We start from the raw sequence: 24528 nt of genomic DNA, 5'->3' as shown, positions 1-24528 counted from the left end.
CGGGTGGAAAAACTGGATATTATCCGGTGCCAAGGTTGGCTTGCCAACCTTGTTTAGTGCAAGTTGTGGGAGCTGGCTTGCCAGCGAGCTTTTGGGCCTATTGAAAAACTCGCTGGCAAGCCAGCTCCCACGGTCTTTAATACAGGTCCACCGGGTCGACATCCAGCGACCAGCGCACCTGGCGGCCGCTGGGCATCTGCTCGAGCACCAGCAGCCAGCTGGCGATCAGGCGGTGCAGCGGCGCCCGGGCGCTGGCCTGCAACAGCAACTGCGCGCGGAAGCGGCCGGCGCGGCGCTCCATGGGGGCAGGCACCGGGCCGAGCAGTTCGATGCCTGCCAGCTGCATTTGTTCCCGCAGGCGTTCGGCCTCGCTGCAGGCTTCATCCAGGAACGCTTCGGCCTGGCCCGGCTTGTGCGCCTCGGCGCGCAGCAGCGCCAGGTGGGCGAAGGGCGGCAGGCCGGCGGCGCGGCGTTCGCTCAAGGCCTGTTCGGCGAAGGCGAAGTAGCCCTGTTCGGTGAGTTGCACCAGCAGCGGGTGGTCGGCCAGGTGGGTCTGGATGATCACCCGGCCGGGCTCTTCGGCGCGGCCCGCACGGCCCGCCACCTGCACGATCAGCTGGGCCATGCGCTCGCTGGCGCGGAAGTCGCCGGAAAACAGGCCGCCATCGGCATCCAGGATCGACACCAGGGTGACTCGCGGGAAGTGATGTCCCTTGGCCAGCATCTGTGTGCCCACCAGGATGCACGGCTGGCCCTTCTGGATGGTGGCGAACAGCTGGTTCATCGCGTCCTTGCGCGAGGTGCTGTCGCGGTCCACGCGCAGCACCGGGTAGTCGGGGAACAGGATGCTCAGGCGTTCCTCGGCGCGCTCGGTGCCGGCGCCCACTGGCCGCAGGTCCACGGTGTTGCACTTGGGGCAGTGGCGGGGCACGCGCTCCACGTGGCCGCAATGGTGGCAACGCAGCTCGCCGTAGCGCTGGTGCACGGTGGTGCGCGCGTCGCAGCGCGGGCACTCCGACATCCAGCCGCAGTCGTGGCACAGCAGCGTCGGCGCGAAGCCGCGGCGGTTGAGGAACACCAGTACCTGCTGGCCGGCCGCCAGGGTCTGGCCAATGGCCTGCTGCATAGGGCCGCTGATGCCGCTGTCCAGCGGCCGGCTTTTCACGTCCAGGCGCAGGAACCTGGGCTGCTTGGCGCCGCCGGCGCGGTGTTCCAGCTTCAGCAGGCCGTAGCGGCCGGTGTAGGCGTTGTGCAGGCTTTCCAGCGACGGCGTGGCCGAGCCCAGCAGGATCGGGATGTTCTCCTGGCGCGCGCGCACCAGCGCCAGGTCGCGGGCGTGGTAGCGCAGGCCTTCCTGCTGTTTATAGGAGCCGTCGTGCTCTTCGTCGATGATGATCAGGCCGGGGTGCTTCATGGGCGTGAACAGCGCCGAGCGGGTGCCGATAATAATGTCGGCCTCGCCGTCGCGCGCTGCCAGCCAGGCGTCCAGGCGCTCGCGGTCGTTGACCGCCGAATGCAGCAGGGCGATGCGCGCGTTGAAGCGCTGTTCGAAGCGCGCCAGGGTCTGCGGCCCCAGGTTGATCTCGGGGATCAGCACCAGCGCCTGCTTGCCGGCCTCCAGGGTCTCGCGGATCAGCTGCAGGTAGACCTCGGTCTTGCCGCTGCCGGTGACCCCGGCCAGCAGGAAGGCATGGAAACTGTCGAAGCCGGCGCGCACCGCCTCGAACGCCGCGCGCTGTTCGGGGTTGAGCGGCAGCTCGGGCTGCGCCAGCCAGTGTTCGTGGCGCACCCCGGGGGCATGCCGGCGCACTTCCACCTGTACCAGCTCTTTTTCCAGCAGCAGGTCCAGGCTGCCCTTGTTCAGGCCCAGCTTGCTCAACAGCTGGTGCGGCACACCGTGGGGGTGCTGGGCCAGGGTGGCCAGGGCCTCGCGCTGGCGAGGGGCGTTCTTGATGCGCGGGTCGTCCTGGCGCGCGTTGGGCGCGGCCAGCCAGAAGCGCTCCTGGCGCGCCTCGGCGGGCTCGCCCTGGCGCAGCAGCACCGGCAGGGCCCAGCTGAGGGTGTCGCCCAGGCTGTGCTGATAATATTGCGCGGTCCACAGGCACAGCTTGAACAGCGCCGGTGGTAGCGGGCTGACCGGGTCCAGCAGGGCCACCGCCGGCTTGAGTTTGTCGGCCGGCACGTCGCTGCTGTCGGCCACCTCGATCAGGATACCGATCATCTCCCGGCGCCCGAACGGCACGCGCAGGCGCATGCCCGGGGTGAACGCGCTGGCTGGCATGCCGGCTGGCGCCCGGTAGTCGAACAGGCGTCGCAGCGGCGAGGGCAGGGCGAGGCGCAGAATGACGTCGGGCACGCGTGGGGGCTCTCTGAAGTAGGGGCTGATTGCAGGGGCGCAGCCTACCAGACGACAGTCGGTGCAAGCGATAACTTGCGTGTTTGACAAGGTCTGATAAGATACGCGGCCTAATTACGTGCGGTATTCAACAATGGTGTTGGATGGCGGCACGCAGCCTGAGGAAGTGACCATGAAACCAGAAATTCATCCAGCGTACGAAGCCGTTGACGCCACCTGCAGCTGCGGCAACGTCATCAAGACCCGTTCGACTCTGTGCAAGCCACTGAGCCTGGACGTTTGCTCCGAATGCCACCCGTTCTACACCGGTAAGCAGAAAACTCTGGACACCGGCGGCCGTGTTGACCGCTTCCAGAAGCGTTTCGGCGGTTTCGGCGCTCGCAAGGTTTGATCTAACGATCGAGCTGGTAAAGAAAGGTGTCCTTCGGGGCACCTTTTTTTTGCCTGTTTTTTGAACAATAGAAGCTATGAATTGTTCACATAAATTAAATTAATTGTAGACAGTCGCAAGCCCCGCCGGCCGTGGCCCTGCGGCCAAAGTCCAATAGCCAGGCGCTTAAACCAAGTGACCGGCCAGTCTTGTCGCCTGTTTGCTGGGCGAGTATCCTCGGCGCTTCTAAAAGTCCATAGCACAAGCGGAACGCCAAAATGTCAGATTTGAAAACTGCCGCTCTCGAGTACCATGCCCAGCCACGTCCTGGGAAACTGAGTGTCGAGCTGACCAAGCCCACCGCCACTGCCCGTGACCTGTCGCTGGCCTACAGCCCAGGTGTGGCCGAGCCGGTCCGCGAAATCGGTCGCGACCCAGAGCTGGCCTACAAGTACACCGGCAAGGGCAACCTGGTAGCAGTCATCTCCGACGGCACCGCCATTCTCGGCCTGGGTAACCTGGGCCCACTGGCTTCCAAGCCAGTGATGGAAGGCAAGGGCGTTCTGTTCAAGCGTTTCGCCGGCATTGACGTGTTCGACATCGAAGTCGACTCCGAAAGCCCGCAAGCCTTCATCGACACCGTCAAGCGTATCTCCATCACCTTCGGTGGCATCAACCTGGAAGACATCAAGGCACCCGAGTGCTTCGAGATCGAGCGCGCCCTGATCGAACAGTGCGACATTCCAGTGTTCCACGATGACCAGCACGGCACCGCCATCGTTACCGCGGCCGGCATGATCAACGCCCTGGAAATCGCCGGCAAGACCCTGGAAGACGCGAAGATCGTCTGCCTGGGCGCTGGCGCTGCGGCCATCTCCTGCATGAAGCTGCTGGTGAGCATGGGTGCCAAGGTCGAGAACATCTTCATGATCGACCGCACCGGCGTGATCCACGCTGGCCGTGACGACCTGAACCAGTACAAGGCCGTGTTCGCCCACGCCACTGACAAGCGCACCCTGGACGACGCCATCGAAGGCGCTGACGTGTTCGTCGGCCTGTCGGGCCCGAACCTGCTGAGCGCCGAGCAACTGAAGCGCATGGCGGCCAACCCGATCGTGTTCGCCTGCTCGAACCCGGACCCGGAAATCTCGCCAGAGCTGGCCCATGCCACTCGCAGCGACGTGATCATGGCCACCGGCCGTTCGGACTACCCGAACCAGGTCAACAACGTGCTGGGCTTCCCGTTCATCTTCCGTGGTGCCCTGGACGTTCGCGCCAAGCGCATCAACGAGGAAATGAAGATCGCCGCCGCCAACGCCCTGCGCGAACTGGCCAAGCTGCCGGTGCCTCAGGAAGTGTGCGACGCCTACGGCGGTATCGGCCTGGAGTTCGGCCGTGAGTACATCATTCCGAAGCCAATGGACGCTCGCCTGATCACCGTGATCTCCGACGCCGTGGCCAAGGCCGCCATCGAGACTGGCGTGGCTACCCTGCCGTACCCGAAGAACTACCCGCTGAAAAGCGTGGATGACGTGTTCAACGGCTAACCGCAGCCGGTAACAAAAAAGCCCGACTCATTGAGTCGGGCTTTTTTGTGGGTCTTGCATTATCCGTGTAGCCGCTGCCGCCAGGCTGCGCTGGCCGGCGTGAGCCCTGGAGATCTTCAGTGAAGCACAGGGCCAGCGCAGCCTGGCGGCAGCGGCTACGGGATTGGGCGCGCCTTAGAACAGATCGATAGGCGCTGACTCGTCCGCCGGCAGCGGGCTGCCAGGGGCGCTGCCGTTGCCCAGTTCGTTGACCGACGGCGGCGTGTCCTCGCTCTTGAACAGCTCGAAGTAGGCGTTCGGCGTGCTCGGCGTCGCCGCGCGGCCGCTGATCGGGTCTACGCGCAGGCTGACGATGCCTTCCGGCTCGGCCTGGGTGTGGGCCGGCTTGTCCTTCAGCGCGGCGGCCATGTAGTTCATCCAGATCGGCAGTGCCACGGTGCCACCGAACTCACGGCGGCCCAGGCTTTCAGGCTGGTCGAAGCCGGTCCACACGGTGGTCATGTAGTCGGCGTTGTAGCCCGAGAACCATGCGTCCTTGGAGTCGTTGGTGGTACCGGTCTTGCCGGCCAGGTCGCTGCGGCCCAGGGCCATGGCGCGGCGGCCGGTGCCCTTCTTGATCACGTCCTCGAGCATGCTGTTGAGGATGAACGTGGTGCGGCCATCGACCACCCGGGTGGCCACGGCTGGCGGCTCGGTCAGCGCCGGGCTGGTGGCGCCGGTGATCAGCGAGTGCTCCGGTGCGGCGACGCCCGGCGCGGTGGCAGCGGCGCTGGTGTCGGCCGGCACGCTGGGCGGGTTGGCGACGAACAGGGTGTCGCCGTTGCGGCTCTCGATCTTCTGGATCAGGTACGGCGACACCTTGTAGCCGCCATTGGCGAAGGTGCTCCAGCCGGTGGCGATCTCGATAGGTGTGAGGGTCGCGGTACCTAGGGCCAGCGACAGGTTCGGCGGCAGGTCCTGCTTGTTGAAGCCGAAGCGGGTGATGTAGTCGATGGTCGGGTTCACGCCCAGTGCCTGCAGCACGCGGATCGACACCAGGTTGCGCGACTTGTACAGCGCTTCGCGCAGGCGGATGGGGCCCAGGAAGGTGTTGGTGTCGTTCTTCGGCCGCCAGACGTTGTCCATGTTGGCGTCGGCGAACACGATGGGGGCGTCGTTGACCAAAGTGGCCGGGGTGTAGCCGTTGTCCAGCGCCGCGCAATAGATGAACGGCTTGAAGCTGGAGCCTGGCTGGCGCTTGGCCTGCACGGCGCGGTTGTAGTTGCTCTGCTCGAAGGCAAAGCCGCCCACCAGGGCGCGGATGGCGCCGTTCTGCGGGTCAAGCGACACCAGCGCGCTCTGCACCGTCGGCACCTGGCTGAATTTCAGGGTGCCGTCCGGCTGTGGCTGCACGCGAATCAGGTCGCCCACCTGGGCCACGTCCGAGGGCTGCCCTGGGGCGCGGCCCTGGCTGTTGGTGTTGAGGAAGGGGCGGGCCCACTTCATGGTGTCCCAGGCTACGTGCTGCTGCTCGCCGTTGCGGTTGAGCACGCTCAGGCCGCCTTTATCCACCTGGGTGACGATCGCCGGCTCCAGGCCGTTGAGCGGCCGTTGCTTGGCCAGCTCCTGCAGCCAGGCGTCGCGGGTCTTGCCCGGCAGGCGCGATTCGGGGCCGCGGTAGCCGTGGCGCTGGTCGTATTCGATCAGGCCGGCGGAGACGGCAGCGTTGGCGTCTTCCTGCAGGTTGCTGGGCACCGTGGTGGTGACGCGGAAGCCTTCGGTGTAGGCGTCGCTGCCGTAGCGGCCGACCATCTCGGCGCGGGCCATCTCGGCGATCCACGGCGCGTTCACTTCCGGGGTCGGCACGTGGTAGCTGGCGTTGATCGGCTCGGCCAGGGCGGTCTGGTATTCGTCCTGGGTGATCTTGCCCAGCTTGTACATGCGGCCCAGGATCCAGTCGCGGCGCTCCTTGGCGCGCACCGGGTTGGCCAGCGGGTTGAAGCGCGACGGCGCCTTGGGCAGGCCGGCGATCATGGCCATCTGCGCCAGGCTGATGTCGCGGATCGACTTGCCGTAGTACACCTGCGACGCGGCATCGATGCCGTAGGCGCGGTTGCCCAGGTAGATCTTGTTCACGTACAGCTCGAGAATTTCATCCTTGGTCAGCTGGCGTTCGATCTGCAGGGCCAGGAGAATCTCCGTGGCCTTGCGGGAGAAGCTACGCTCACTGCTCAGGAAGTAGTTCTTGGCCACCTGCATGGTGATGGTACTACCGCCCGTCTGAATGTGGCCGCTGCTGAACAGCTGGCCGGCGGCGCGCATCAGGCTGCTGGGATCCACACCGTAGTGATTGGCGAAATTATCGTCTTCGGCCGACAGCAGCGCTTGAATGAAGTGCGGCGGAATTTCGGCGAACTTGATTGGAGAACGGCGCATTTCGCCAAACTCAGCGATCAACTTGTTGTCGCTGCTGTACACCCGCAGCGGTATCTGTAGCTGCACGCTCTTGAGCGCGTCTACAGACGGCAGGCTGGGGCTAAGATACAGGTAGGCACCGCTCAGGCCGAGCAGCAGGCCACAGAAAACGGCGACGAAGGACCACCAGAAAAACTTCAGCAGGCGTATCAAGGCTTTTGGATTTCCAGATAAAAGAATGGGTTACGCGCAAGGCACGGCGACAAGGGCAAAAGTGCTGGGCATTATAAGCATTTTTAGACACAGAGCGTTATTTGCGCTTCTGTCAAGACTGCTATTAAATGCTTCGTACTATAAGTGGTCCGTAAGTCACGGATAATGATAGGGAATCGGGCGTGCTTGGACTCTTCGGCAAGAAAGCAAATTCGCTTTTGGGGATCGACATCAGCTCGACATCGGTGAAGCTTCTGGAGCTCAGTCGCTCCGGCAACCGGTTCAGAGTCGAAGCCTACGCGGTTGAGCCCCTCCCGGCCAACGCGGTGGTGGAAAAGAACATCGCGGAGCTCGAGGGCGTGGGCCAGGCCTTGTCACGCGTGCTGGTCAAGGCCCGCACCAACGCCAGGACCGTGGCCGTGGCGGTCGCAGGTTCCGCTGTCATTACCAAGACCATCGAGATGGACGCTGCGCTTTCCGAAGACGAAATGGAAAACCAGCTCAAGGTCGAGGCCGATCAATACATTCCCTACCCGCTTGAAGAGGTCGCCATCGACTTCGAGGTGCAGGGCTATTCGGCGCGCAACCCCGAACGGGTGGACGTGCTGCTGGCGGCCTGCCGCAAGGAAAACGTCGAGGTGCGCGAGGCGGCCCTGGCCCTGGCCGGCCTGACCGCGCGCGTGGTCGACGTCGAGGCCTACGCCCTGGAGCGCGCCTTCGGCCTGCTGGAACCGACGCTGATGGAGGGCGAGGGCCCGCTGACCGTGGCCGTGGTCGACATCGGCGCCACCATGACCACCCTCAGCGTGCTGCACAACGGCCGCATCATCTACACCCGCGAACAGCTGTTCGGCGGCCGCCAGCTCACCGAGGAAATCCAGCGCCGCTACGGGCTGTCCATGGAAGAGGCGGGCCTGGCCAAGAAACAGGGCGGCCTGCCTGACGACTACGTGGCCGAGGTGCTGCAGCCGTTCAAGGACGCCGTGGTGCAGCAGGTCTCGCGCTCGCTGCAGTTCTTCTTCGCTGCCGGCCAGCACAACGACGTCGACTACATCCTGCTGGCCGGTGGCACCGCCTCCATTTCCGGCCTCGACCAGCTGATCCAGCAGCGCCTGGGCACCCCGGCCATGGTCGCCAACCCCTTTGCCGACATGGCCCTGAGCAGCAAGGTCAACGCCGGCGCCCTGGCCAGTGACGCGCCAGCGCTGATGATTGCCTGCGGCCTGGCGTTGAGGAGTTTTGACTGATGGCGCGCATCAACCTGCTGCCGTGGCGCGAACAGCTGCGCGAAGAACGCAAGAAACGCTTCCTGCTGGCCCTGGCCGGCGTGGTGGTGGGCGGTGTCGGCATCATCCTGCTGGCCGACCAGTACTACAGCCATGCCATCGATCAGCAGAACGCCCGCAACGCCTACATCCAGACGCAGATCACCGCCCTGGACGAGCGCATCAAGCAGATCGCCGAGCTGAAGGCGCGGCGCAAGCAACTGATCGAGCGCATGAAGATCATCCAGGACCTGCAGGCCAACCGCCCGATCATCGGCCACCTGTTCGACCAGCTGGCGCGCACCGTGCCGGACGGGGTGTATTTCACCGACGTGAAGATGACCGACAAGAGCATTGCCGTGTCCGGTTCGGCTGAATCCAACAATCGTGTATCGGACTTGATGCGCAACATGGAAGCTTCGCCGTGGATGGCCGCCCCCAGCCTGACCGAGGTCAAGGCCAAACAGGGTGCGGACCAGCAGCAGACCAACAGCAATAATTTCCAGCTCACGGTCCGCCAGACCTCGCCCGCCACCGAGGAGAACGCAAAATGAATTTCTCCGAATGGATGGACGGCCTGCGCAAGATCAACCTCAGCGAGCTGGACTTCAACAACCTGGGCTCCTGGCCGCCGGCGATGAAGGGCATCGCCGGGGTGCTGCTGATGGTGTTGATCCTGGCCCTTGGCTACAACTTCCACATCAGCGACATGGGTGACGAACTGGAGCGCGCCCGCGCCCAGGAACAGACGCTCAAGGAGCAATACGCCAGCAAGGCGTTCCAGGCGGCAAACCTGGAGGCTTACACCCAGCAGATGAAGGAAATGGAAATTTCCTTCGGCGCCATGCTGCGCCAGTTGCCCAGCGACACCGAGGTGCCGGGCCTGCTGGAAGACATCACCCGTACCGGCCTGGGCAGCGGCCTGGAGTTCGAGGAAATCAAGCTGTTGCCCGAGGTCACCCAGCAGTTCTACGTGGAGCTGCCCATCCAGATCACCGTGACCGGCAACTATCACGACCTGGGCACCTTCGTCAGCGGCGTGTCGAGCCTGCCGCGCATCGTCACCCTGCATGACTTCGAGGTGAAGCCGGTGGTCGACGGCAACACCACGTTGCTGCGCATGAACATCCTGGCCAAGACCTACCGCTACCACGACAGTGACAAGGACAAGGGGCCGGGCCCGGCCCAGGACAAGGGAGCGGCCAAATGAGGGCAGCATGCAGCCTTGTGCTGATCGGTTTCATGGCCCTGCTTTCCGGCTGTGGCAACGGCGATTTCGATGACCTGAAAGCCTACATGGATGGTGTCAAGGCACGGCCGCGGGGGACGATCGAGCCGATCCCCAAGTTCGCCCCCTACGAGCCGTTCACCTACCAGGCCTCGGCCTTGCGCAGCCCCTTCCAGCCGCCGGTCAAGATCGACCTGGCGCACCGGCAGAAGGGCGCCAAGCCGGTCAAGCCCGATCCCACCCGGGTCAAGCAGTTCCTGGAAGGCTTCAACATCGAGCAGTTTGAAATGGTCGGCACGCTGGCCAACGAAACCGGCAAGTTCGCCCTGATGAAGGGCGCCGGTGGGGTTTACCGCATGAAGGTGGGCGACTACCTGGGCCGCAACGAAGGGCGAATCGTGTCGATCACCGATTCGCAGGTCGACGTGGTCGAGATTGTCCCCGATGGCGAGGGCGGCTGGCTGGAACGGCCGCGCACCATCACTTTGAAAGAACGCTCATAACGGGCCTGGTCACGCACGCATAGTGGAAATCGATAATGAATAGGATGCTTTCAGCCCTTGGTCTCTCGCTATGGATGGCGCTGCTTTCGCCTGCCTTGATGGCGGCCACCCTGAAAACACTGGATGTGGCGGCGTTGCCAGGGGACCGGGTTGAGCTCAAGCTGACCTTCGACGCCCCCGTGCCGGCGCCACGCGGCTACACCACCGACCAGCCGGCGCGCATTGCCCTGGACCTGCCCGGGGTGACCAACGGCCTGGCCACCAAGACCCGTGACCTGGGCGTGGGCAACGCCCGCAGCGTGACCGTGGTGGAAGCCAAGGACCGCACCCGGCTGATCGTCAACCTCACCAACCTGGCGCCCTATGGCACCCGCGTGGAAGGCAACAACCTGTTCGTGATGATCGGCCAGGGCGCCAGCAACCTGGTGGGTGGCTCGGTGGCCCGTGCCCCGGCGCCTGCCGCCGCTGCCCCGGTTGGCGCGCTGCCACGCACTGCGGTGGCCAGTGCGGCGCCGTCGCGCCCGGTGTACGGCCAGCCAGCCGGCCGCGCCATTCGCAACGTCGACTTCCAGCGCGGCGAGCAGGGCGAAGGCAACGTGGTGCTCGACCTCAGCGACCCAAGCATCAGCCCCGATATCCAGGAGCAGGGCAACAAGATCGTCCTGACCTTCCCCAAGACCCAGCTGCCTGAGCCGCTGCGCGTGCGCCTGGACGTCAAGGACTTCGCCACCCCCGTACAGTTCGTCAACTCCACGGCCTCGGCGGACACCGCCACCGTGACCATCGAGCCGGGCGGCACCTTCGATTATTCGGTGTTCCAGACCGACAACAAGCTGACCGTCAGCGTGCGTCAGGTCACCGCCGAGGACATCGCCCGCAAGAACGCCGATCGCTTCGTGTACACCGGCCAGAAGCTGTCGCTGAATTTCCAGGACATCGACGTGCGTTCGGTGCTGCAGCTGATCGCCGACTTCACCAACCTCAACCTGGTGGCCAGTGACACCGTGCAGGGCGGCATCACCCTGCGCCTGCAGAACGTGCCGTGGGACCAGGCCCTGGACCTGGTGCTCAAGACCAAGAACCTCGACAAGCGCAAGGTCGGCAACGTGCTGCTGGTGGCGCCGGCAGCGGAAATCGCCGCCCGCGAGCGCCAGGAGCTGGAGTCGCAGAAGCAGATCGAGGAGCTGGCGCCGCTGCGTCGCGAGCTGCTGCAGGTGAACTACGCCAAGGCCGCCGACATCGCCAAGCTGTTCCAGTCGGTGACCAATTCCAAGGTCAAGACCGACGAACGTGGCTCGATCACCGTTGATGACCGCACCAACAACATCATCGCCTACCAGACCCAGGACCGCCTGGACGAACTGCGCCGTATCGTCGCCCAGCTGGACATTCCGGTGCGCCAGGTGATGATCGAGGCGCGCATCGTCGAGGCCAACGTCAACTACGACAAGAGCCTGGGCGTGAGCTGGAGCGGTGCGACCAACGGCTCGGGCAGCAGCAAGTGGACCGTGGCCGGCACCCAGACCACCAGCACCAACACCTTCGTCGACCTGGGTGCCACCAATGCCACCTCGGGCATCGGCCTGGGCTACGTGTCCAACAACCTGACCCTGGACCTCCAGCTCAGTGCCATGGAAGCCACCGGCAACGGCGAAGTGGTGTCGCAGCCCAAGGTGGTGACCTCGGACAAGGAAACCGCGCGCATCATCAAGGGCACCGAAGTGCCGTACCAGGAGTCCTCGTCCAGCGGTGCCACCTCGGTGGCGTTCAAGGAGGCCTCGCTGTCGTTGGAGGTGACGCCGCAGATCACCCCGGACAACCGCATCATCATGGACGTGAAGGTCAACAAGGATGAGCCCGACTACGCCAACGAGCTCAACGGCGTGCCGCCGATCAAGAAGAACGAGGTGAAGGCCAAGGTCCTGGTCAATGATGGCGAAACAGTGGTAATTGGCGGTGTTTTCTCCAATACCCAAACTAAAACGACAGACAAGGTGCCATTTCTCGGTGATGTGCCGTATCTTGGCCGCCTGTTTCGATCGGATACCGTGTCTGAGGCAAAAACCGAGCTGCTGGTGTTCCTCACTCCGCGTATCATGAATAACCAGGCGATTGCTGTGAGTCGTTGATTCTGTGCGAAATTTGATACTTGTTGGGCCAATGGGTGCCGGTAAGAGCACCATTGGTCGATTGCTGGCCAAAGAGCTCCGGTTACCGTTCAAGGATTCCGACAAGGAAATTGAACTGCGCACGGGTGCGAACATTCCTTGGATCTTCGATCAAGAAGGCGAAGCCGGTTTCCGTGACCGCGAGCAGGCCATGCTGGCCGAGCTGTGCGGCTATGACGGGCTGGTGCTGGCCACCGGTGGCGGTGCGGTGATGCGCGGTGAAAACCGCCAGGCCCTGCACGCCGGTGGCCGCGTGGTCTACCTGCATGCCTCCGTGGAGCAGCAGGTGGGCCGCACCGCCCGTGACCGCAACCGGCCACTGCTGCGCACCGCCGACCCTGCGGGCACGCTGCGTGCGCTGCTGGCCGTGCGCGACCCGCTTTATCGGGAAATCGCCGACCTGATCGTGGAAACCGACGAGCGGCCGCCACGCATGGTGGTGCTCGACATTCTCGAACGGCTGGCGCAGTTGCCGCCCCGCTGACGCGAATCGTCATGGAGTGCCCGCGCAAATGCGCTATCCTCGGCATCGCCCCGGCTTGCCAGCCAGGGTGCATGTCGACAAATAATAAATCCTGAGACAGGGCGACGGGCCCGGCTTCACTGTGGGGAAACATGCAGACAATCAAGGTCGAACTGGGTGAGCGCAGCTACCCGATCTACATTGGCGAAGGCCTGCTGGGCCAACCCGAGTTGCTGGCACCGCACATTGCCGGTCGTCAGGTGGCCATCGTCACCAACGAGACCGTCGGCCCCCTCTACCTGGAACAGCTGAGCCGCGCCCTGGGCGCCTTCTCGGTGACCTCCGTGGTCCTGCCGGACGGCGAGGCCTACAAGAACTGGGAAACCCTGCAGCTCATCTTCGATGGCCTGTTGACCGCCCGTCATGACCGTCGCACCACCATCATCGCCCTGGGCGGCGGCGTGGTCGGTGATATGGCCGGCTTTGCCGCAGCCTGCTACCAGCGCGGCGTCGATTTCATCCAGGTGCCTACCACGCTGCTGTCCCAGGTCGATTCGTCGGTGGGCGGCAAGACCGGCATCAACCACCCGCTGGGCAAGAACATGGTGGGCGCGTTCTACCAGCCCAACGCCGTGGTCATCGATACCGCCAGCCTCAAGACCCTGCCGGCGCGCGAGCTGTCCGCAGGCCTTGCCGAGGTGATCAAGTACGGGCTGATCTGCGACGAGCCGTTCCTGGGCTGGCTGGAAGACAATGTCGACGCCCTGCGCGCGGTGGACCAGACCGCCCTGACCTACGCCATCAAGCGCTCCTGCGAGGCCAAGGCCGAAGTGGTCAACGCCGACGAGCGCGAGACCGGCGTGCGCGCCACCCTGAACCTGGGGCACACCTTTGGCCACGCCATCGAGACCCAGATGGGCTACGGCGTGTGGCTGCACGGTGAAGCCGTGGCCGCCGGCACCGCCATGGCCCTGGAAATGTCCATGCGCCTGGGCTGGATCAGCCAGCAGGCCCGCGACCGCGGCATCCGCCTGATGCAGCGCGCCGGCCTGCCGGTGGTGCCGCCGGCGGACATGACCCCCGCACAATTTCTCCAGCATATGGCCGTCGACAAGAAAGTGATCGATGGCCGCATGCGCCTGGTGTTGTTGCGTCACCTTGGCGAAGCCGTGGTGACCGACGATTATCCAACTGAAGTTCTACAAGCCACGCTGGCGGCGGATTACCGCGCCATCGCGGCTTCGCTTTGAGGTAATAGAGTTCGATGACACTGCACGCCGATGAGGCCTTTCTGGGCCACTACCAACTGGACCACGACCCCTTTGCGGCCCGTGTCCCGGGCTTCAAGTTCTTCCCCGCCCAGCGCAAGCCGGTGCTGGGGCAGCTGCACCACCTGGCGCGCTACAGCCAGCTGCTGCTGGTAGTCACCGGCCCCGAGGGCAGCGGCAAGACCCTGCTGCGCCAGGCCCTGGTGGCCAGCACCAACAAGCAGTCGGTGCAGAGCGTGGTGGTATCGGCCCGCGGCGCCGGCGACGTGGCCAGCGTACTGGCCCAAGTGGCCCAGGCGCTGAACCTGGCCAAGGCCGACACCCAGGCCATCCTGGCCCAGGTAGTACAGCTGGCCCTGACCGGCCAGGAAGTGTATTTGCTGGTGGACGATGCGGAACAACTTGAGGAATCCGCACTCGAAGCCCTGCTGACGTTGGCAGCCGGTACCCCGGAAGGCCGCCCCCACGTGTTCCTGTTCGGCGAGGCGTCGGTGATCGACGGGCTGGAGCAGCTGAGCGCCGAGCAGGAGCTGTTCCACGTTATCGAGCTGCAACCGTACAGCGTCGAGGAAACCCGCGAGTACCTGGCCCAGCGTCTGGAAGGGGCAGGGCAGGGGATCCAACTCTTTACCAATGATCAGATTGCCGACATTCACGAAAATTCCGAAGGCTGGCCCGGCGCAATCAACCAGGTCGCCCGTGATGCAATGATCGAGGCCATGATCGCTAGCCGCTCGGCGGTGAAGCGTCCATCTATGGGGTTCAAAATGCCGAAAAAACACGTACTGGCACTGACCGGGGTTGTGGTGATCGCCGTGGCTGCGGCGGCCCTGCTGCCGGGCCGCAAGTCTGCCAACGCGCCTACAGCGCCGGCTACCGAACAGGCGCAGCTGCCGCTGGGCCAGGGCACGCCGGGCAACGCCCAGCCGAACCAGGACGGCAGCAACGCCGCCATCGAGTTCGCCGGCAACTCCAAGCCCATGCCGCTGCCGCTGGTCGGCCAGTCGCAGCCCGTGATGCGTGGCCCGCTGGCCGAGGCCGCAGGTTCGGGTGATGGCGAGGAAACCACGCCAATTGCCCACGGTTCCTCGGCGCCGCCCACTGTGACCACCACCGCGCCGCCACCTGGCGTGCCGGCAGGCCCTGCAGCCACGCCAGTGCCGGTGCCAACCCCCGCGCCTGCCCCCGTGGCCGCCGCGCGCCCTGCACCGGCGCCTGCGCCTGTGCACAAGGCGCCAGTACAGGTGGCTACCGCCAAGCCCGAGCACAAGGCCGTCGAGAAGAAGCCTGAGCCCGTGGCCGCTGCCAAGCCTGCCGCAGGCGGCGCTGGCGCTGGCTGGTACAAGGGCCAGGCCGCTGGCAACTACGTGGTGCAGATCCTGGGCACCAGCAGCGAAGCCACCGCGCAGAACTACGTGAAAGAGCAGGGCGGCGAGTACCGCTACTTCAAGAAAACCCTGCAGGGCAAACCCCTGTACGTGATCACCTACGGCAGCTTCAGCAACCGCGATGCAGCGGTTGCGGCAATCAAGAACTTGCCAGCGAAGGTCCAGGCTGGTAAACCTTGGCCTAGAAGTGTCGCCAGCGTCCAACAAGACCTGGCATCGACGCGCTGAATGCCGCAAGCCCTGACCCTATGGCGGTCGGGGCCTTGTCCGGTGGCACCATCCCCGCCACCCCGCTGAGCGTCTCCTGATACGACCCCAAGCCTGCTGCGCAGAACGCGGCAGGCTTTCGTGTCCCAGACTGTCTGTGGTTACCCCCATTGCAGTCCAGGCTGATAAGCTTCAGACTCAAGCATCGTTGCTACCACAACACCTTGCTTAAAACTTATAGAATTGCGACATGATTTTGTGCGGAGTCGCCGTGCAAATTTGTGGGCGACCCTGTCGCTGTGTACAATGACCTCCCTTTTGCCCCTGCAAAGCTGGCGTACGTTCGGCGCGGTTGGTAAGCGGTTGAATTGAAAAGAAATTTGTCCCCCAAGGGGGCAGCCTGGTGAGAAAGTGTCTATGAAAACAGGTCTGTACCAACCCGATGAATTCAAGGACAACTGTGGCTTTGGGCTGATTGCCCATATGACCGGCGAACCCAGTCACCACCTGTTGCAAACAGCCATCGAAGCCCTGACCTGCATGACCCACCGCGGTGGGATCAACGCGGACGGCAAGACCGGTGACGGTTGCGGCCTGCTGATGCAGAAGCCCGATCAGTTCCTGCGCGCCGTCGCCCAGGAAACCTTCGGCGTCGAGCTGCCCAAGCAGTACGCCGTGGGCATGGTGTTCCTGAACAAGGACGACGCCCGCGCCGATGCTGCGCGCGAAAACATGAACCGCGAGATCCTGGCAGCCGGCCTGAACCTGATCGGCTGGCGCCAGGTGCCTATCGACACCAGCGTCCTGGGCCGCCTGGCTCTGGAGCGCCTGCCGAAAATCGAGCAGGTGTACATCGGTGGCGAAGGCCTGAGCGACCAGGAATTCGCGATCAAGCTGTTCAGCGCCCGTCGTCGCTCGTCCGTGGCCAACGCCGCCGACACCGACCACTACATCTGCAGCTTCTCGCACAAGACCATCATCTACAAAGGCCTGATGATGCCGGCGGACTTCACCGCCTTCTTCCCGGACATGAGCGACGAGCGCATGAAGACCGCCATCGCGGTCTTCCACCAGCGCTTCTCCACCAACACCCTGCCGAAGTGGCCGTTGGCGCAGCCGTTCCGTTTCCTCGCCCACAACGGCGAGATCAACACCATCACCGGCAACCGCAACTGGGCCCAGGCCCGTCGCACCAAGTTCGCCAACGACCTGATCCCGGACCTGGAAGAGCTGGGCCCGCTGGTCAACCGCGTGGGTTCCGACTCCTCGAGCATGGACAACATGCTGGAGCTGATGGTCACCGGCGGCATCGACCTGTTCCGTGGCGTGCGCATGCTGATTCCGCCAGCCTGGCAGAACGTCGAGACCATGGACCCCGACCTGCGGGCGTTCTATGAGTACAACTCCATGCACATGGAGCCGTGGGACGGCCCGGCCGGCGTGGTGCTGACCGAAGGTCGCCATGCCGTCTGCCTGCTGGACCGCAACGGCCTGCGCCCGGCCCGCTGGGTGACCACCAAGAACGGCTACATCACCCTGGCGTCGGAAATCGGCGTGTGGAACTACAAGCCTGAAGACGTCGTGGCCAAGGGCCGCGTCGGCCCGGGCCAGATCTTCGCCGTGGACACCGAAACCGGCCAGATCCTCGACACCGATGCCATCGACAACCGCCTGAAGTCGCGCCACCCGTACAAGCAGTGGCTGCGCAAGAGCGCCCTGCGCATCCAGGCCACCATGGAAGACAACGACCACGGGTCGTCCTTCTATAACCCCGAGCAGCTCAAGCAGTACATGAAAATGTACCAGGTCACCTTCGAGGAGCGTGACCAGGTGCTGCGCCCGCTGGGCGAGCAGGGCTACGAGGCCGTGGGCTCCATGGGCGACGACACGCCGATGGCGGTGCTGAGCCAGCGCGTGCGCACCCCGTACGACTATTTCCGCCAGCAGTTCGCGCAGGTCACCAACCCGCCGATCGACCCGCTGCGCGAAGCGATCGTGATGTCCCTGGAAATCTGCCTGGGCGCCGAGCGCAACATCTTCCAGGAGTCGCCTGAGCACGCTTCGCGCGTGATCCTCAGCTCGCCGGTCATTTCCCCGGCCAAGTGGCGCTCGCTGATGAACCTCGACCTGCCAGGCTTCGAGCGGCAGATCATCGACCTGAACTACGACGAAAGCGTGGGCCTGGAAGCGGCCGTGCGCAACATCGCCGACCAGGCCGAAGAAGCCGTGCGTGCCGGCCACACCCAGATCGTGCTCAGCGACCGTCACATTGCCCCGGGCAAGCTGCCGGTTCACGCCTCGCTGGCCACCGGCGCGGTGCACCACCGCCTGACCGAGAAAGGCCTGCGTTGCGACAGCAACATCCTGGTGGAAACCGCCACGGCACGCGACCCGCACCACTTCGCGGTGCTGATCGGCTTCGGCGCCTCGGCGGTCTATCCGTTCCTGGCCTACGAAGTGCTGGGCGACCTGATCCGTACCGGTGAAGTGCTGGGCGACCTCTACGAGGTGTTCAAGAACTACCGCAAGGGCATCACCAAGGGCCTGCTGAAGATCCTGTCGAAGATGGGCATCTCCACCGTGGCCTCGTACCGCGGTGCGCAACTGTTCGAGGCCATCGGCCTGTCCGAGGAAGTCTGCAACCTCAGCTTCCGTGGCGTGCCAAGCCGCATCAAGGGCGCGCGCTTCGTCGACATCGAAGCCGAACAGAAAGCCCTGTCCGTCGAAGCCTGGAGCGCGCGCAAGCCGATCCAGCAAGGCGGCCTGCTGAAGTTCGTGCACGGTGGCGAATACCACGCCTACAACCCTGACGTGGTCAACACCCTGCAAGCCGCCGTGCAGCAGGGCGACTACGCCAAGTTCAAGGAATACACGTCGCTGGTGGACAACCGCCCGGTGTCGATGATCCGCGACCTGTTCAAGGTCAAGGAACTGGACACCCCGCTGTCGATCGACGAGATCGAGCCGCTGGAAGCCATCCTGCAACGTTTCGACTCGGCGGGTATCTCGCTGGGTGCGCTGTCGCCCGAGGCTCACGAAGCCCTGGCCGAAGCCATGAACCGTCTGGGCGCGCGCTCCAACTCCGGTGAGGGCGGCGAAGACCCGGCCCGCTATGGCACCATCCGCAGCTCCAAGATCAAGCAGGTGGCCACCGGCCGTTTCGGTGTTACCCCCGAATACCTGGTCAACGCCGAAGTGCTGCAGATCAAGGTAGCCCAGGGCGCCAAGCCGGGCGAGGGCGGCCAACTGCCAGGCGGCAAGGTCAACGGCCTGATCGCCAAGCTGCGCTACGCGGTACCGGGCGTGACCCTGATCTCGCCACCGCCGCACCACGACATCTACTCCATCGAAGACTTGTCGCAGCTGATCTTTGACCTGAAACAGGTCAACCCGGCCGCACTGGTTTCGGTGAAGCTGGTGGCCGAGGCAGGCGTGGGTACCATCGCCGCCGGCGTGGCCAAGGCCTATGCCGACCTGATCACCATCTCCGGCTATGACGGCGGTACCGGTGCCTCGCCACTGACCTCCATCAAGTACGCGGGCGCACCGTGGGAGCTGGGCCTGGCCGAGACCCACCAGACCCTGCGCGGCAACGACCTGCGCGGCAAGGTGCGGGTACAGACCGACGGCGGCCTGAAAACCGGCCTGGACGTGATCAAGGCAGCCATCCTCGGCGCCGAGAGCTTCGGCTTCGGCACCGCGCCGATGATCGCCCTGGGCTGCAAATACCTGCGCATCTGCCACCTGAACAACTGCGCCACCGGCGTAGCCACCCAGAACGACAAGCTGCGCAAGGACCACTACATCGGCACCGTCGACATGGTCATCAACTTCTTCACCTACGTGGCTGAAGAAACCCGTGAGTGGCTGGCCAAGCTGGGCGTGCGCTCGCTGGGCGAGCTGATCGGGCGTACCGACCTGCTCGAAGTGCTGGAAGGCCAGACCGCCAAGCAGAACCACCTGGACCTGACGCCGCTGCTGGGCAGCTCGCACATTCCGGCCGACAAGCCGCAATTCTGCGAAGTGGACCGCAACCCGCCGTTCGACCAGGGCCTGCTGGCCGAGCAAATGGTCGAAATGGCCAAGGGCGCCATCGCTGCCAAGTCCGGCGGCGACTACAGCCTGGACATCTGCAACTGCGACCGTTCGATCGGTGCCCGTATCTCGGGTGAAATCGCCCGTGCCTACGGCAACCAGGGCATGGCCAACGCGCCTGTGACCTTCCGCTTCAACGGCACCGCAGGCCAGAGCTTCGGCGTGTGGAACGCCGGTGGCTTGAACATGTACCTGGAAGGCGACGCCAACGACTACGTGGGCAAGGGCATGACCGGCGGCAAGCTGGTGATCGTTCCGCCCAAAGGCAGCCCGTTCAAGACCCAGGACAGCGCCATCATCGGCAACACCTGCCTGTACGGCGCCACGGGCGGCAAGCTGTTCGCCGCCGGTACCGCGGGCGAGCGCTTCGCCGTGCGTAACTCCGGTGCCCACACGGTGGTGGAAGGCACTGGCGATCACTGCTGTGAATACATGACCGGTGGTTTTGTCTGCGTACTGGGCAAGACCGGCTACAACTTCGGCTCCGGGATGACCGGTGGTTTCGCCTACGTGCTGGACCTGGACAACAGCTTCGTTGACCGCGTCAACCACGAACTGGTGGAAATCCAGCGCATCAGCGGCGAAGCGATGGAGGCCTACCGCAGCCACATCGAACGCGTGCTGGCCGAATACGTGGCAGAAACCGATAGCGAGTGGGGCCGTAACGTCTGGGAAAACCTGGACGACTACCTGCGCCGTTTCTGGTTGGTCAAGCCCAAGGCTGCCAGCTTGAAATCGTTGCTCACCAGCACCCGTGCCAACCCGCAGTGATATGCGCCTGAAGAAGTTGATGAGGTTTTAAAATGGCTGAACGTCTGAATAATGACTTCCAGTTCATCGAGGTCGGGCGCAAGGATCCGAAGAAGAAACTGTTGCGTCAGCGCAAGAAAGAGTTCGTGGAAATCTACGAACCCTTCAAACCCCAGCAGTCGGCCGACCAGGCCCACCGCTGCCTGGGTTGCGGTAACCCGTACTGCGAATGGAAGTGCCCGGTGCACAACTTCATTCCCAACTGGCTGAAGCTGGTGGCCGAGGGCAACATCCTCGCCGCCGCCGAGCTGTCGCACCAGACCAACACCCTGCCTGAAGTGTGCGGCCGGGTGTGCCCGCAAGACCGCCTGTGCGAGGGTGCCTGCACCCTCAACGACGGCTTCGGCGCGGTGACCATCGGTTCGGTGGAGAAGTACATCACCGACACCGCGTTCGCCATGGGCTGGCGCCCGGACATGTCCAAGGTCAAGCCGACCGGCAAGCGCGTCGCCATCATTGGCGCCGGCCCTGCCGGCCTTGGCTGCGCCGACGTGCTGGTACGCGGTGGCGTGACCCCGGTGGTGTTCGACAAGAACCCGGAAATCGGTGGCCTGCTGACCTTCGGCATCCCCGAGTTCAAGCTGGAAAAGACCGTGCTGAGCAATCGTCGCGAAGTCTTCACCGGCATGGGCATCGAGTTCCGCCTGAACACCGAGGTGGGCAAGGACGTGACCATGGAGCAACTGCTCGAGGAATACGATGCCGTATTCATGGGCATGGGCACCTACACCTACATGAAGGGCGGCTTCCCGGGCGAAGACCTGCCGGGCGTGCACGACGCGCTGGACTTCCTGATCGCCAACGTCAACCGCAACCTGGGCTTTGAAAAGTCGCCGGAAGACTTCGTCGACATGAAGGGCAAGAAGGTCGTGGTACTGGGCGGCGGCGACACCGCGATGGACTGCAACCGCACCTCCATCCGCCAGGGCGCCAAGGCCGTTACCTGTGCCTACCGCCGTGACGAGGCGAACATGCCGGGCTCGCGCAAAGAGGTGAAGAACGCCAAGGAAGAAGGCGTGAAATTCCTCTACAACCGCCAGCCTATCGCCATCGTCGGCGAAGACAAGGTCGAAGGCGTCAAGGTTGTCGAGACCCGTCTCGGCGAGCCTGACGCCCGTGGCCGTCGCAGCCCCGAGCCGATCCCCGGTTCCGAAGAGATCATCCCGGCCGACGCCGTGGTCATCGCCTTCGGCTTCCGTCCAAGCCCGGCGCCGTGGTTCGAGCAGTTCAGCATCCAGACCGACAGCCAGGGCCGCGTCGTGGCCCCGGAACAGGGCAAGTTCAAGCACCAGACCAGCAACCCGAAGATCTTCGCTGGTGGCGACATGGTCCGCGGTTCTGACCTGGTGGTGACGGCCATCTTCGAAGGCCGCAACGCCGCCGAAGGGATCCTGGATTACCTGGAAGTCTAAGCCCATGAAACTGGCCGGCTCCTGTGGGAGCTGGCTTGCCAGCGAGTTGTTGAGGCCCTGAAAAGCTCGCCGGCAAGCCAGCTCCCACGGTTGTTTGTGATGCCGGTGGGTTGTGGCAAATCGCCTCGATAGATAAAAGGCACGGCACACGCCGTGCCTTTTGCGTTCCAGTCTGGGAAAATGCTGGCACTTATCTGCCGGATGCTCCCATGACTGCCCTGAAGAACGACCGTTTCCTTCGTGCCCTGCTCAAGCAACCCGTCGACGTCACCCCCGTGTGGATGATGCGTCAGGCCGGTCGCTACCTGCCTGAATACCGCGCCAGCCGCGCCAAGGCCGGTGATTTCATGAGCCTGTGCATGAACCCGGCGTTCGCCTGCGAAGTCACCCTGCAACCGCTGGAGCGCTACCCGCTGGATGCGGCCATCCTGTTCTCCGACATCCTCACCATCCCCGATGCCATGGGCCAGGGCCTGTACTTCGAGACCGGCGAAGGCCCACGCTTCAAGAAAGTGGTCAGCACCCTGGCCGACATCGAGGCGCTGCCGATCCCCGATCCGCAAAAGGACCTGGGCTACGTGATGGACGCCGTCAGCACCATCCGCCGCGAGCTCAACGGCCGCGTGCCGCTGATCGGCTTCTCGGGCAGCCCCTGGACCCTGGCCACCTACATGGTCGAAGGCGGCTCGTCGAAAGACTTCCGCAAGACCAAGGCCATGCTCTACGACAACCCGCACGCCATGCACCTGCTGCTGGACAAGTTGGCCCAGTCGGTCACCAGCTACCTCAACGGCCAGATCCTGGCCGGCGCCCAGGCCGTGCAGATCTTCGACACCTGGGGCGGCAACCTGTCGGCCGCGGCGTACCAGGAGTTCTCGCTGGCTTACATGAAGAAAATCGTCAGCGGCCTGATCCGCGAGCACGAAGGCCGCAAGGTGCCGGTCATCCTGTTCACCAAGAACGGCGGCCTGTGGCTGGAAAGCATCGCCGACGCCGGCGCCGACGCGCTGGGCCTGGACTGGACCTGCGACCTGGGCGAAGCCCGCCGCCGCGTGGGTAACAAGGTGGCCCTGCAAGGCAACATGGACCCCACCGTGCTGTACGCCAAGCCCGAAGCCATCCGCGCCGAAGTGGCGCGCATCCTGGCCAGCTACGGCAACGGCACTGGCCACGTGTTCAACCTGGGCCACGGCATCACCCCGGAAGTGGACCCGGAGCATGCAGGCGCGTTCATCAACGCGGTGCATGAGTTCTCGGCGCAGTACCACCAGTAACGTCATTACTGACGATTGCTAAGGACTTTTCCTTCAAGCATTAGGAAACGTCTGACAGTAGCGTCCTAGGACGCCTCCGTACACTCGTCCCTCTTCTGATCTGAACAGGGACGTACTGTCATGAAACGTATCTTCACACCCGGTGCAGTGCTGGCGGCTGCCGGCATCGCACTGCTGGCCAGCCAGCAGGCGGCAGCCCACGGTTACATGAGCTATCCCCCCTCACGGGCCAAGCTGTGCCAGGACCGCCTGAACACCGATTGCGGTGGCGCGCAATATGAGCCCCATAGTGTCGGCGAAACCCTCAAGGGCTTTCCCGCCACTGGCCCGGCAGACGGCAAGCTGGCCAGCGGCCCGGACCGCTTCGGCGCCATGGACGCCCAGTCCGGGACGCGCTGGCACAAAACTGAAATCACCGACCGCGACATCGCCTTCGACTGGCGCTTCACCGCCGCCCACCCCACCACGGGCTGGGAGTATTTCATTACCCAGCCAGGCTGGAACCCCAACGAGCCGCTGACTCGCGCAAGCTTCGACCTGACGCCGTTCTGCACCGTGGCCTTCGGCGGCGGCTTTCCTACCGGCGGTTCGAACGCCAACCCTGGTGACCTGGGGCAGAAGCACTCATGCACCCTGCCTGCCGACCGCCAGGGCTACCACGTGATCCTGGGCGTGTGGACCGTGCATGACACCGGCAATGCCTTCTACAACGCCGTAGACGTGGACATCCAGACCGACCCCTATGACGATGGCTGGAAAAAGGTCGGCTCGTTCGCGCCGCTGCCCCAACTGATCGCCGGCGACCAGGTGACGGCGCGCGCCTTCAGCAGTGCCGGGGAAAGCACCGATTATTCGGTGTCGCTGGAGATCGCCAGCAACGAACAGGGCCAGCAGGACACCTGGAGCCTGGCGCTGGCGCAAAAACTCAACGCCGCGCACCCGCTGGTGCGGGCCGGCCAGCGCAACGCAGAGGGTGTGATCGAAGCCCAGCGTGGCATGAACCTGCTCTATGCCCAACCCGACAGCGACGTGGTCAGCTACCAGATGGACTTCCAACTGGTGGGCGACCCACAGGCCTACGCGCGCCTGGAAGAGCTGCAGCCCGAGTATGAACTGCATCAGGGCCGGGTCGACGTTGACCTGAAGGTGGCCACCAACCGCAAGCTCAACGTCGACGTCACCCTGTTCGATGCCGAGCACAAGGCGGTGGGCAGCGTGCAGCAGGTGGTCGATGCCACCACCGCGCCGCTGCGCATTGCCGTGCGCTCCAGCCCCGGTGCCCACCAGGCCAAGCTGATTGCACGCAGTGACGATGGCCGTATCAACCTGCAGGCGCTGCACGACCTGACGTTGACCGGCGAAGCGGGCGGGGCTGATTACGACTACGTCTACGGCGAAGGCGTCGAGCATTACAAGGGCGGTACCACGGTGCTGCAGACCAACGGCAAGGTCTACCGCTGCCTGTCCGACCAGCTCATGAGCTGGTGCCAGAACACCTCGCCCATTCATTACTCGCCGGGTATTGGCCATGCCTGGCAACAGGCGTGGGAAGAGCTCTGATCCTTGT

General features: G+C 64.2%; 16 protein-coding genes. 14 read left to right on the top strand and 2 right to left on the bottom strand.

Annotation, left to right across the window (positions count from 1 at the left end; translation table 11 throughout):
- Positions 1 to 136: 136 nt before the first annotated feature.
- Positions 137 to 2356: a primosomal protein N' gene (locus ACWKWX_RS05805; protein ID WP_483827208.1), complete on the bottom strand. Its 2220-nt coding sequence runs from the start codon at positions 2354 to 2356 to the stop codon at positions 137 to 139.
- A 172-nt stretch (positions 2357 to 2528) separates the two neighbouring features.
- On the opposite strand from ACWKWX_RS05805, the gene rpmE reads away from it, so the two are divergent.
- Positions 2529 to 2747, top strand: a complete 219-nt coding sequence (gene rpmE, locus ACWKWX_RS05800; protein WP_158154476.1) for a 50S ribosomal protein L31 — start codon at positions 2529 to 2531, stop codon at positions 2745 to 2747.
- 257 nt (positions 2748 to 3004) lie between these two features.
- The gene (locus ACWKWX_RS05795; protein ID WP_416422053.1) at positions 3005 to 4273 is read left to right on the top strand and encodes a malic enzyme-like NAD(P)-binding protein; all 1269 of its coding nucleotides are present in this window, start codon (positions 3005 to 3007) and stop codon (positions 4271 to 4273) included.
- Positions 4274 to 4447: 174 nt separating this feature from the next.
- Here the strand turns inward: ACWKWX_RS05795 and ACWKWX_RS05790 are convergent, their stop codons facing one another.
- Positions 4448 to 6880 carry a penicillin-binding protein 1A gene (locus ACWKWX_RS05790; RefSeq protein ID WP_476294842.1) on the bottom strand — a complete coding sequence of 811 codons (2433 nt, stop codon included), beginning with the start codon at positions 6878 to 6880 and terminating at the stop codon, positions 4448 to 4450.
- A 182-nt stretch (positions 6881 to 7062) separates the two neighbouring features.
- Between ACWKWX_RS05790 and ACWKWX_RS05785 the strand changes: the two genes are divergently transcribed.
- The 12 genes from ACWKWX_RS05785 to ACWKWX_RS05730 all read left to right on the top strand — a co-directional run bounded on the left by ACWKWX_RS05785 (position 7063) and on the right by ACWKWX_RS05730 (position 24521).
- Positions 7063 to 8127 (top strand): pilus assembly protein PilM, encoded by a 1065-nt coding sequence (locus ACWKWX_RS05785; protein ID WP_483827207.1) that lies wholly within the window; start codon positions 7063 to 7065, stop codon positions 8125 to 8127.
- Positions 8127 to 8699, top strand: a complete 573-nt coding sequence (locus ACWKWX_RS05780) for a PilN domain-containing protein (RefSeq protein WP_476294841.1) — start codon at positions 8127 to 8129, stop codon at positions 8697 to 8699. The genes ACWKWX_RS05785 and ACWKWX_RS05780 overlap by 1 nt, the downstream gene beginning before the upstream one ends.
- Complete coding sequence (pilO, locus tag ACWKWX_RS05775; RefSeq protein WP_483827206.1) at positions 8696 to 9355, top strand: type 4a pilus biogenesis protein PilO; 660 nt, start codon at positions 8696 to 8698, stop codon at positions 9353 to 9355. The genes ACWKWX_RS05780 and pilO overlap by 4 nt, the downstream gene beginning before the upstream one ends.
- Entirely contained in the window at positions 9352 to 9876 is a 525-nt protein-coding gene (pilP, locus tag ACWKWX_RS05770; RefSeq protein ID WP_483827205.1) for a type 4a pilus biogenesis lipoprotein PilP, read from the top strand. The genes pilO and pilP overlap by 4 nt, the downstream gene beginning before the upstream one ends.
- A gap of 35 nt (positions 9877 to 9911) precedes the next feature.
- Positions 9912 to 12005 (top strand): type IV pilus secretin PilQ, encoded by a 2094-nt coding sequence (locus ACWKWX_RS05765; RefSeq protein WP_483827204.1) that lies wholly within the window; start codon positions 9912 to 9914, stop codon positions 12003 to 12005.
- Positions 12006 to 12009: 4 nt separating this feature from the next.
- A complete protein-coding gene (gene aroK, locus ACWKWX_RS05760) occupies positions 12010 to 12528 on the top strand; it encodes a shikimate kinase AroK (RefSeq protein ID WP_416422060.1) in 519 nt (172 codons plus the stop codon).
- Between the two features lie 131 nt (positions 12529 to 12659).
- Positions 12660 to 13757 carry a 3-dehydroquinate synthase gene (gene aroB, locus ACWKWX_RS05755; protein ID WP_483827203.1) on the top strand — a complete coding sequence of 366 codons (1098 nt, stop codon included), beginning with the start codon at positions 12660 to 12662 and terminating at the stop codon, positions 13755 to 13757.
- 14 nt (positions 13758 to 13771) lie between these two features.
- Positions 13772 to 15391 (top strand): SPOR domain-containing protein, encoded by a 1620-nt coding sequence (locus ACWKWX_RS05750; protein WP_416422062.1) that lies wholly within the window; start codon positions 13772 to 13774, stop codon positions 15389 to 15391.
- A 396-nt stretch (positions 15392 to 15787) separates the two neighbouring features.
- Positions 15788 to 20236 (top strand): glutamate synthase large subunit, encoded by a 4449-nt coding sequence (gene gltB / locus ACWKWX_RS05745; protein WP_483827202.1) that lies wholly within the window; start codon positions 15788 to 15790, stop codon positions 20234 to 20236.
- Between the two features lie 32 nt (positions 20237 to 20268).
- Positions 20269 to 21687: an FAD-dependent oxidoreductase gene (locus ACWKWX_RS05740; protein ID WP_158154464.1), complete on the top strand. Its 1419-nt coding sequence runs from the start codon at positions 20269 to 20271 to the stop codon at positions 21685 to 21687.
- Positions 21688 to 21896: 209 nt separating this feature from the next.
- Complete coding sequence (gene hemE / locus ACWKWX_RS05735) at positions 21897 to 22961, top strand: uroporphyrinogen decarboxylase (protein WP_416422064.1); 1065 nt, start codon at positions 21897 to 21899, stop codon at positions 22959 to 22961.
- Positions 22962 to 23081: 120 nt separating this feature from the next.
- Positions 23082 to 24521 (top strand): lytic polysaccharide monooxygenase, encoded by a 1440-nt coding sequence (locus tag ACWKWX_RS05730; RefSeq protein WP_483827201.1) that lies wholly within the window; start codon positions 23082 to 23084, stop codon positions 24519 to 24521.
- Positions 24522 to 24528: the final 7 nt, after the last annotated feature.

Source organism: Pseudomonas imperatae (assembly GCF_057128625.1).
The sequence above is the reverse complement of the archived record's forward strand: the minus strand, read 5'-3'. Positions and strand labels throughout refer to the sequence as shown.

Coding starts and splice junctions, on each gene's coding strand:
- ACWKWX_RS05730 (WP_483827201.1), top strand. CDS start 23,082: ATGAAACGTATCTTCACACCCGGTGCAGTGCTGGCGGCTGCCGGCATC.
- ACWKWX_RS05740 (WP_158154464.1), top strand. CDS start 20,269: ATGGCTGAACGTCTGAATAATGACTTCCAGTTCATCGAGGTCGGGCGC.
- rpmE (WP_158154476.1), top strand. CDS start 2,529: ATGAAACCAGAAATTCATCCAGCGTACGAAGCCGTTGACGCCACCTGC.
- aroB (WP_483827203.1), top strand. CDS start 12,660: ATGCAGACAATCAAGGTCGAACTGGGTGAGCGCAGCTACCCGATCTAC.
- ACWKWX_RS05750 (WP_416422062.1), top strand. CDS start 13,772: ATGACACTGCACGCCGATGAGGCCTTTCTGGGCCACTACCAACTGGAC.
- pilO (WP_483827206.1), top strand. CDS start 8,696: ATGAATTTCTCCGAATGGATGGACGGCCTGCGCAAGATCAACCTCAGC.
- gltB (WP_483827202.1), top strand. CDS start 15,788: ATGAAAACAGGTCTGTACCAACCCGATGAATTCAAGGACAACTGTGGC.
- ACWKWX_RS05765 (WP_483827204.1), top strand. CDS start 9,912: ATGAATAGGATGCTTTCAGCCCTTGGTCTCTCGCTATGGATGGCGCTG.
- pilP (WP_483827205.1), top strand. CDS start 9,352: ATGAGGGCAGCATGCAGCCTTGTGCTGATCGGTTTCATGGCCCTGCTT.
- ACWKWX_RS05795 (WP_416422053.1), top strand. CDS start 3,005: ATGTCAGATTTGAAAACTGCCGCTCTCGAGTACCATGCCCAGCCACGT.
- hemE (WP_416422064.1), top strand. CDS start 21,897: ATGACTGCCCTGAAGAACGACCGTTTCCTTCGTGCCCTGCTCAAGCAA.
- ACWKWX_RS05780 (WP_476294841.1), top strand. CDS start 8,127: ATGGCGCGCATCAACCTGCTGCCGTGGCGCGAACAGCTGCGCGAAGAA.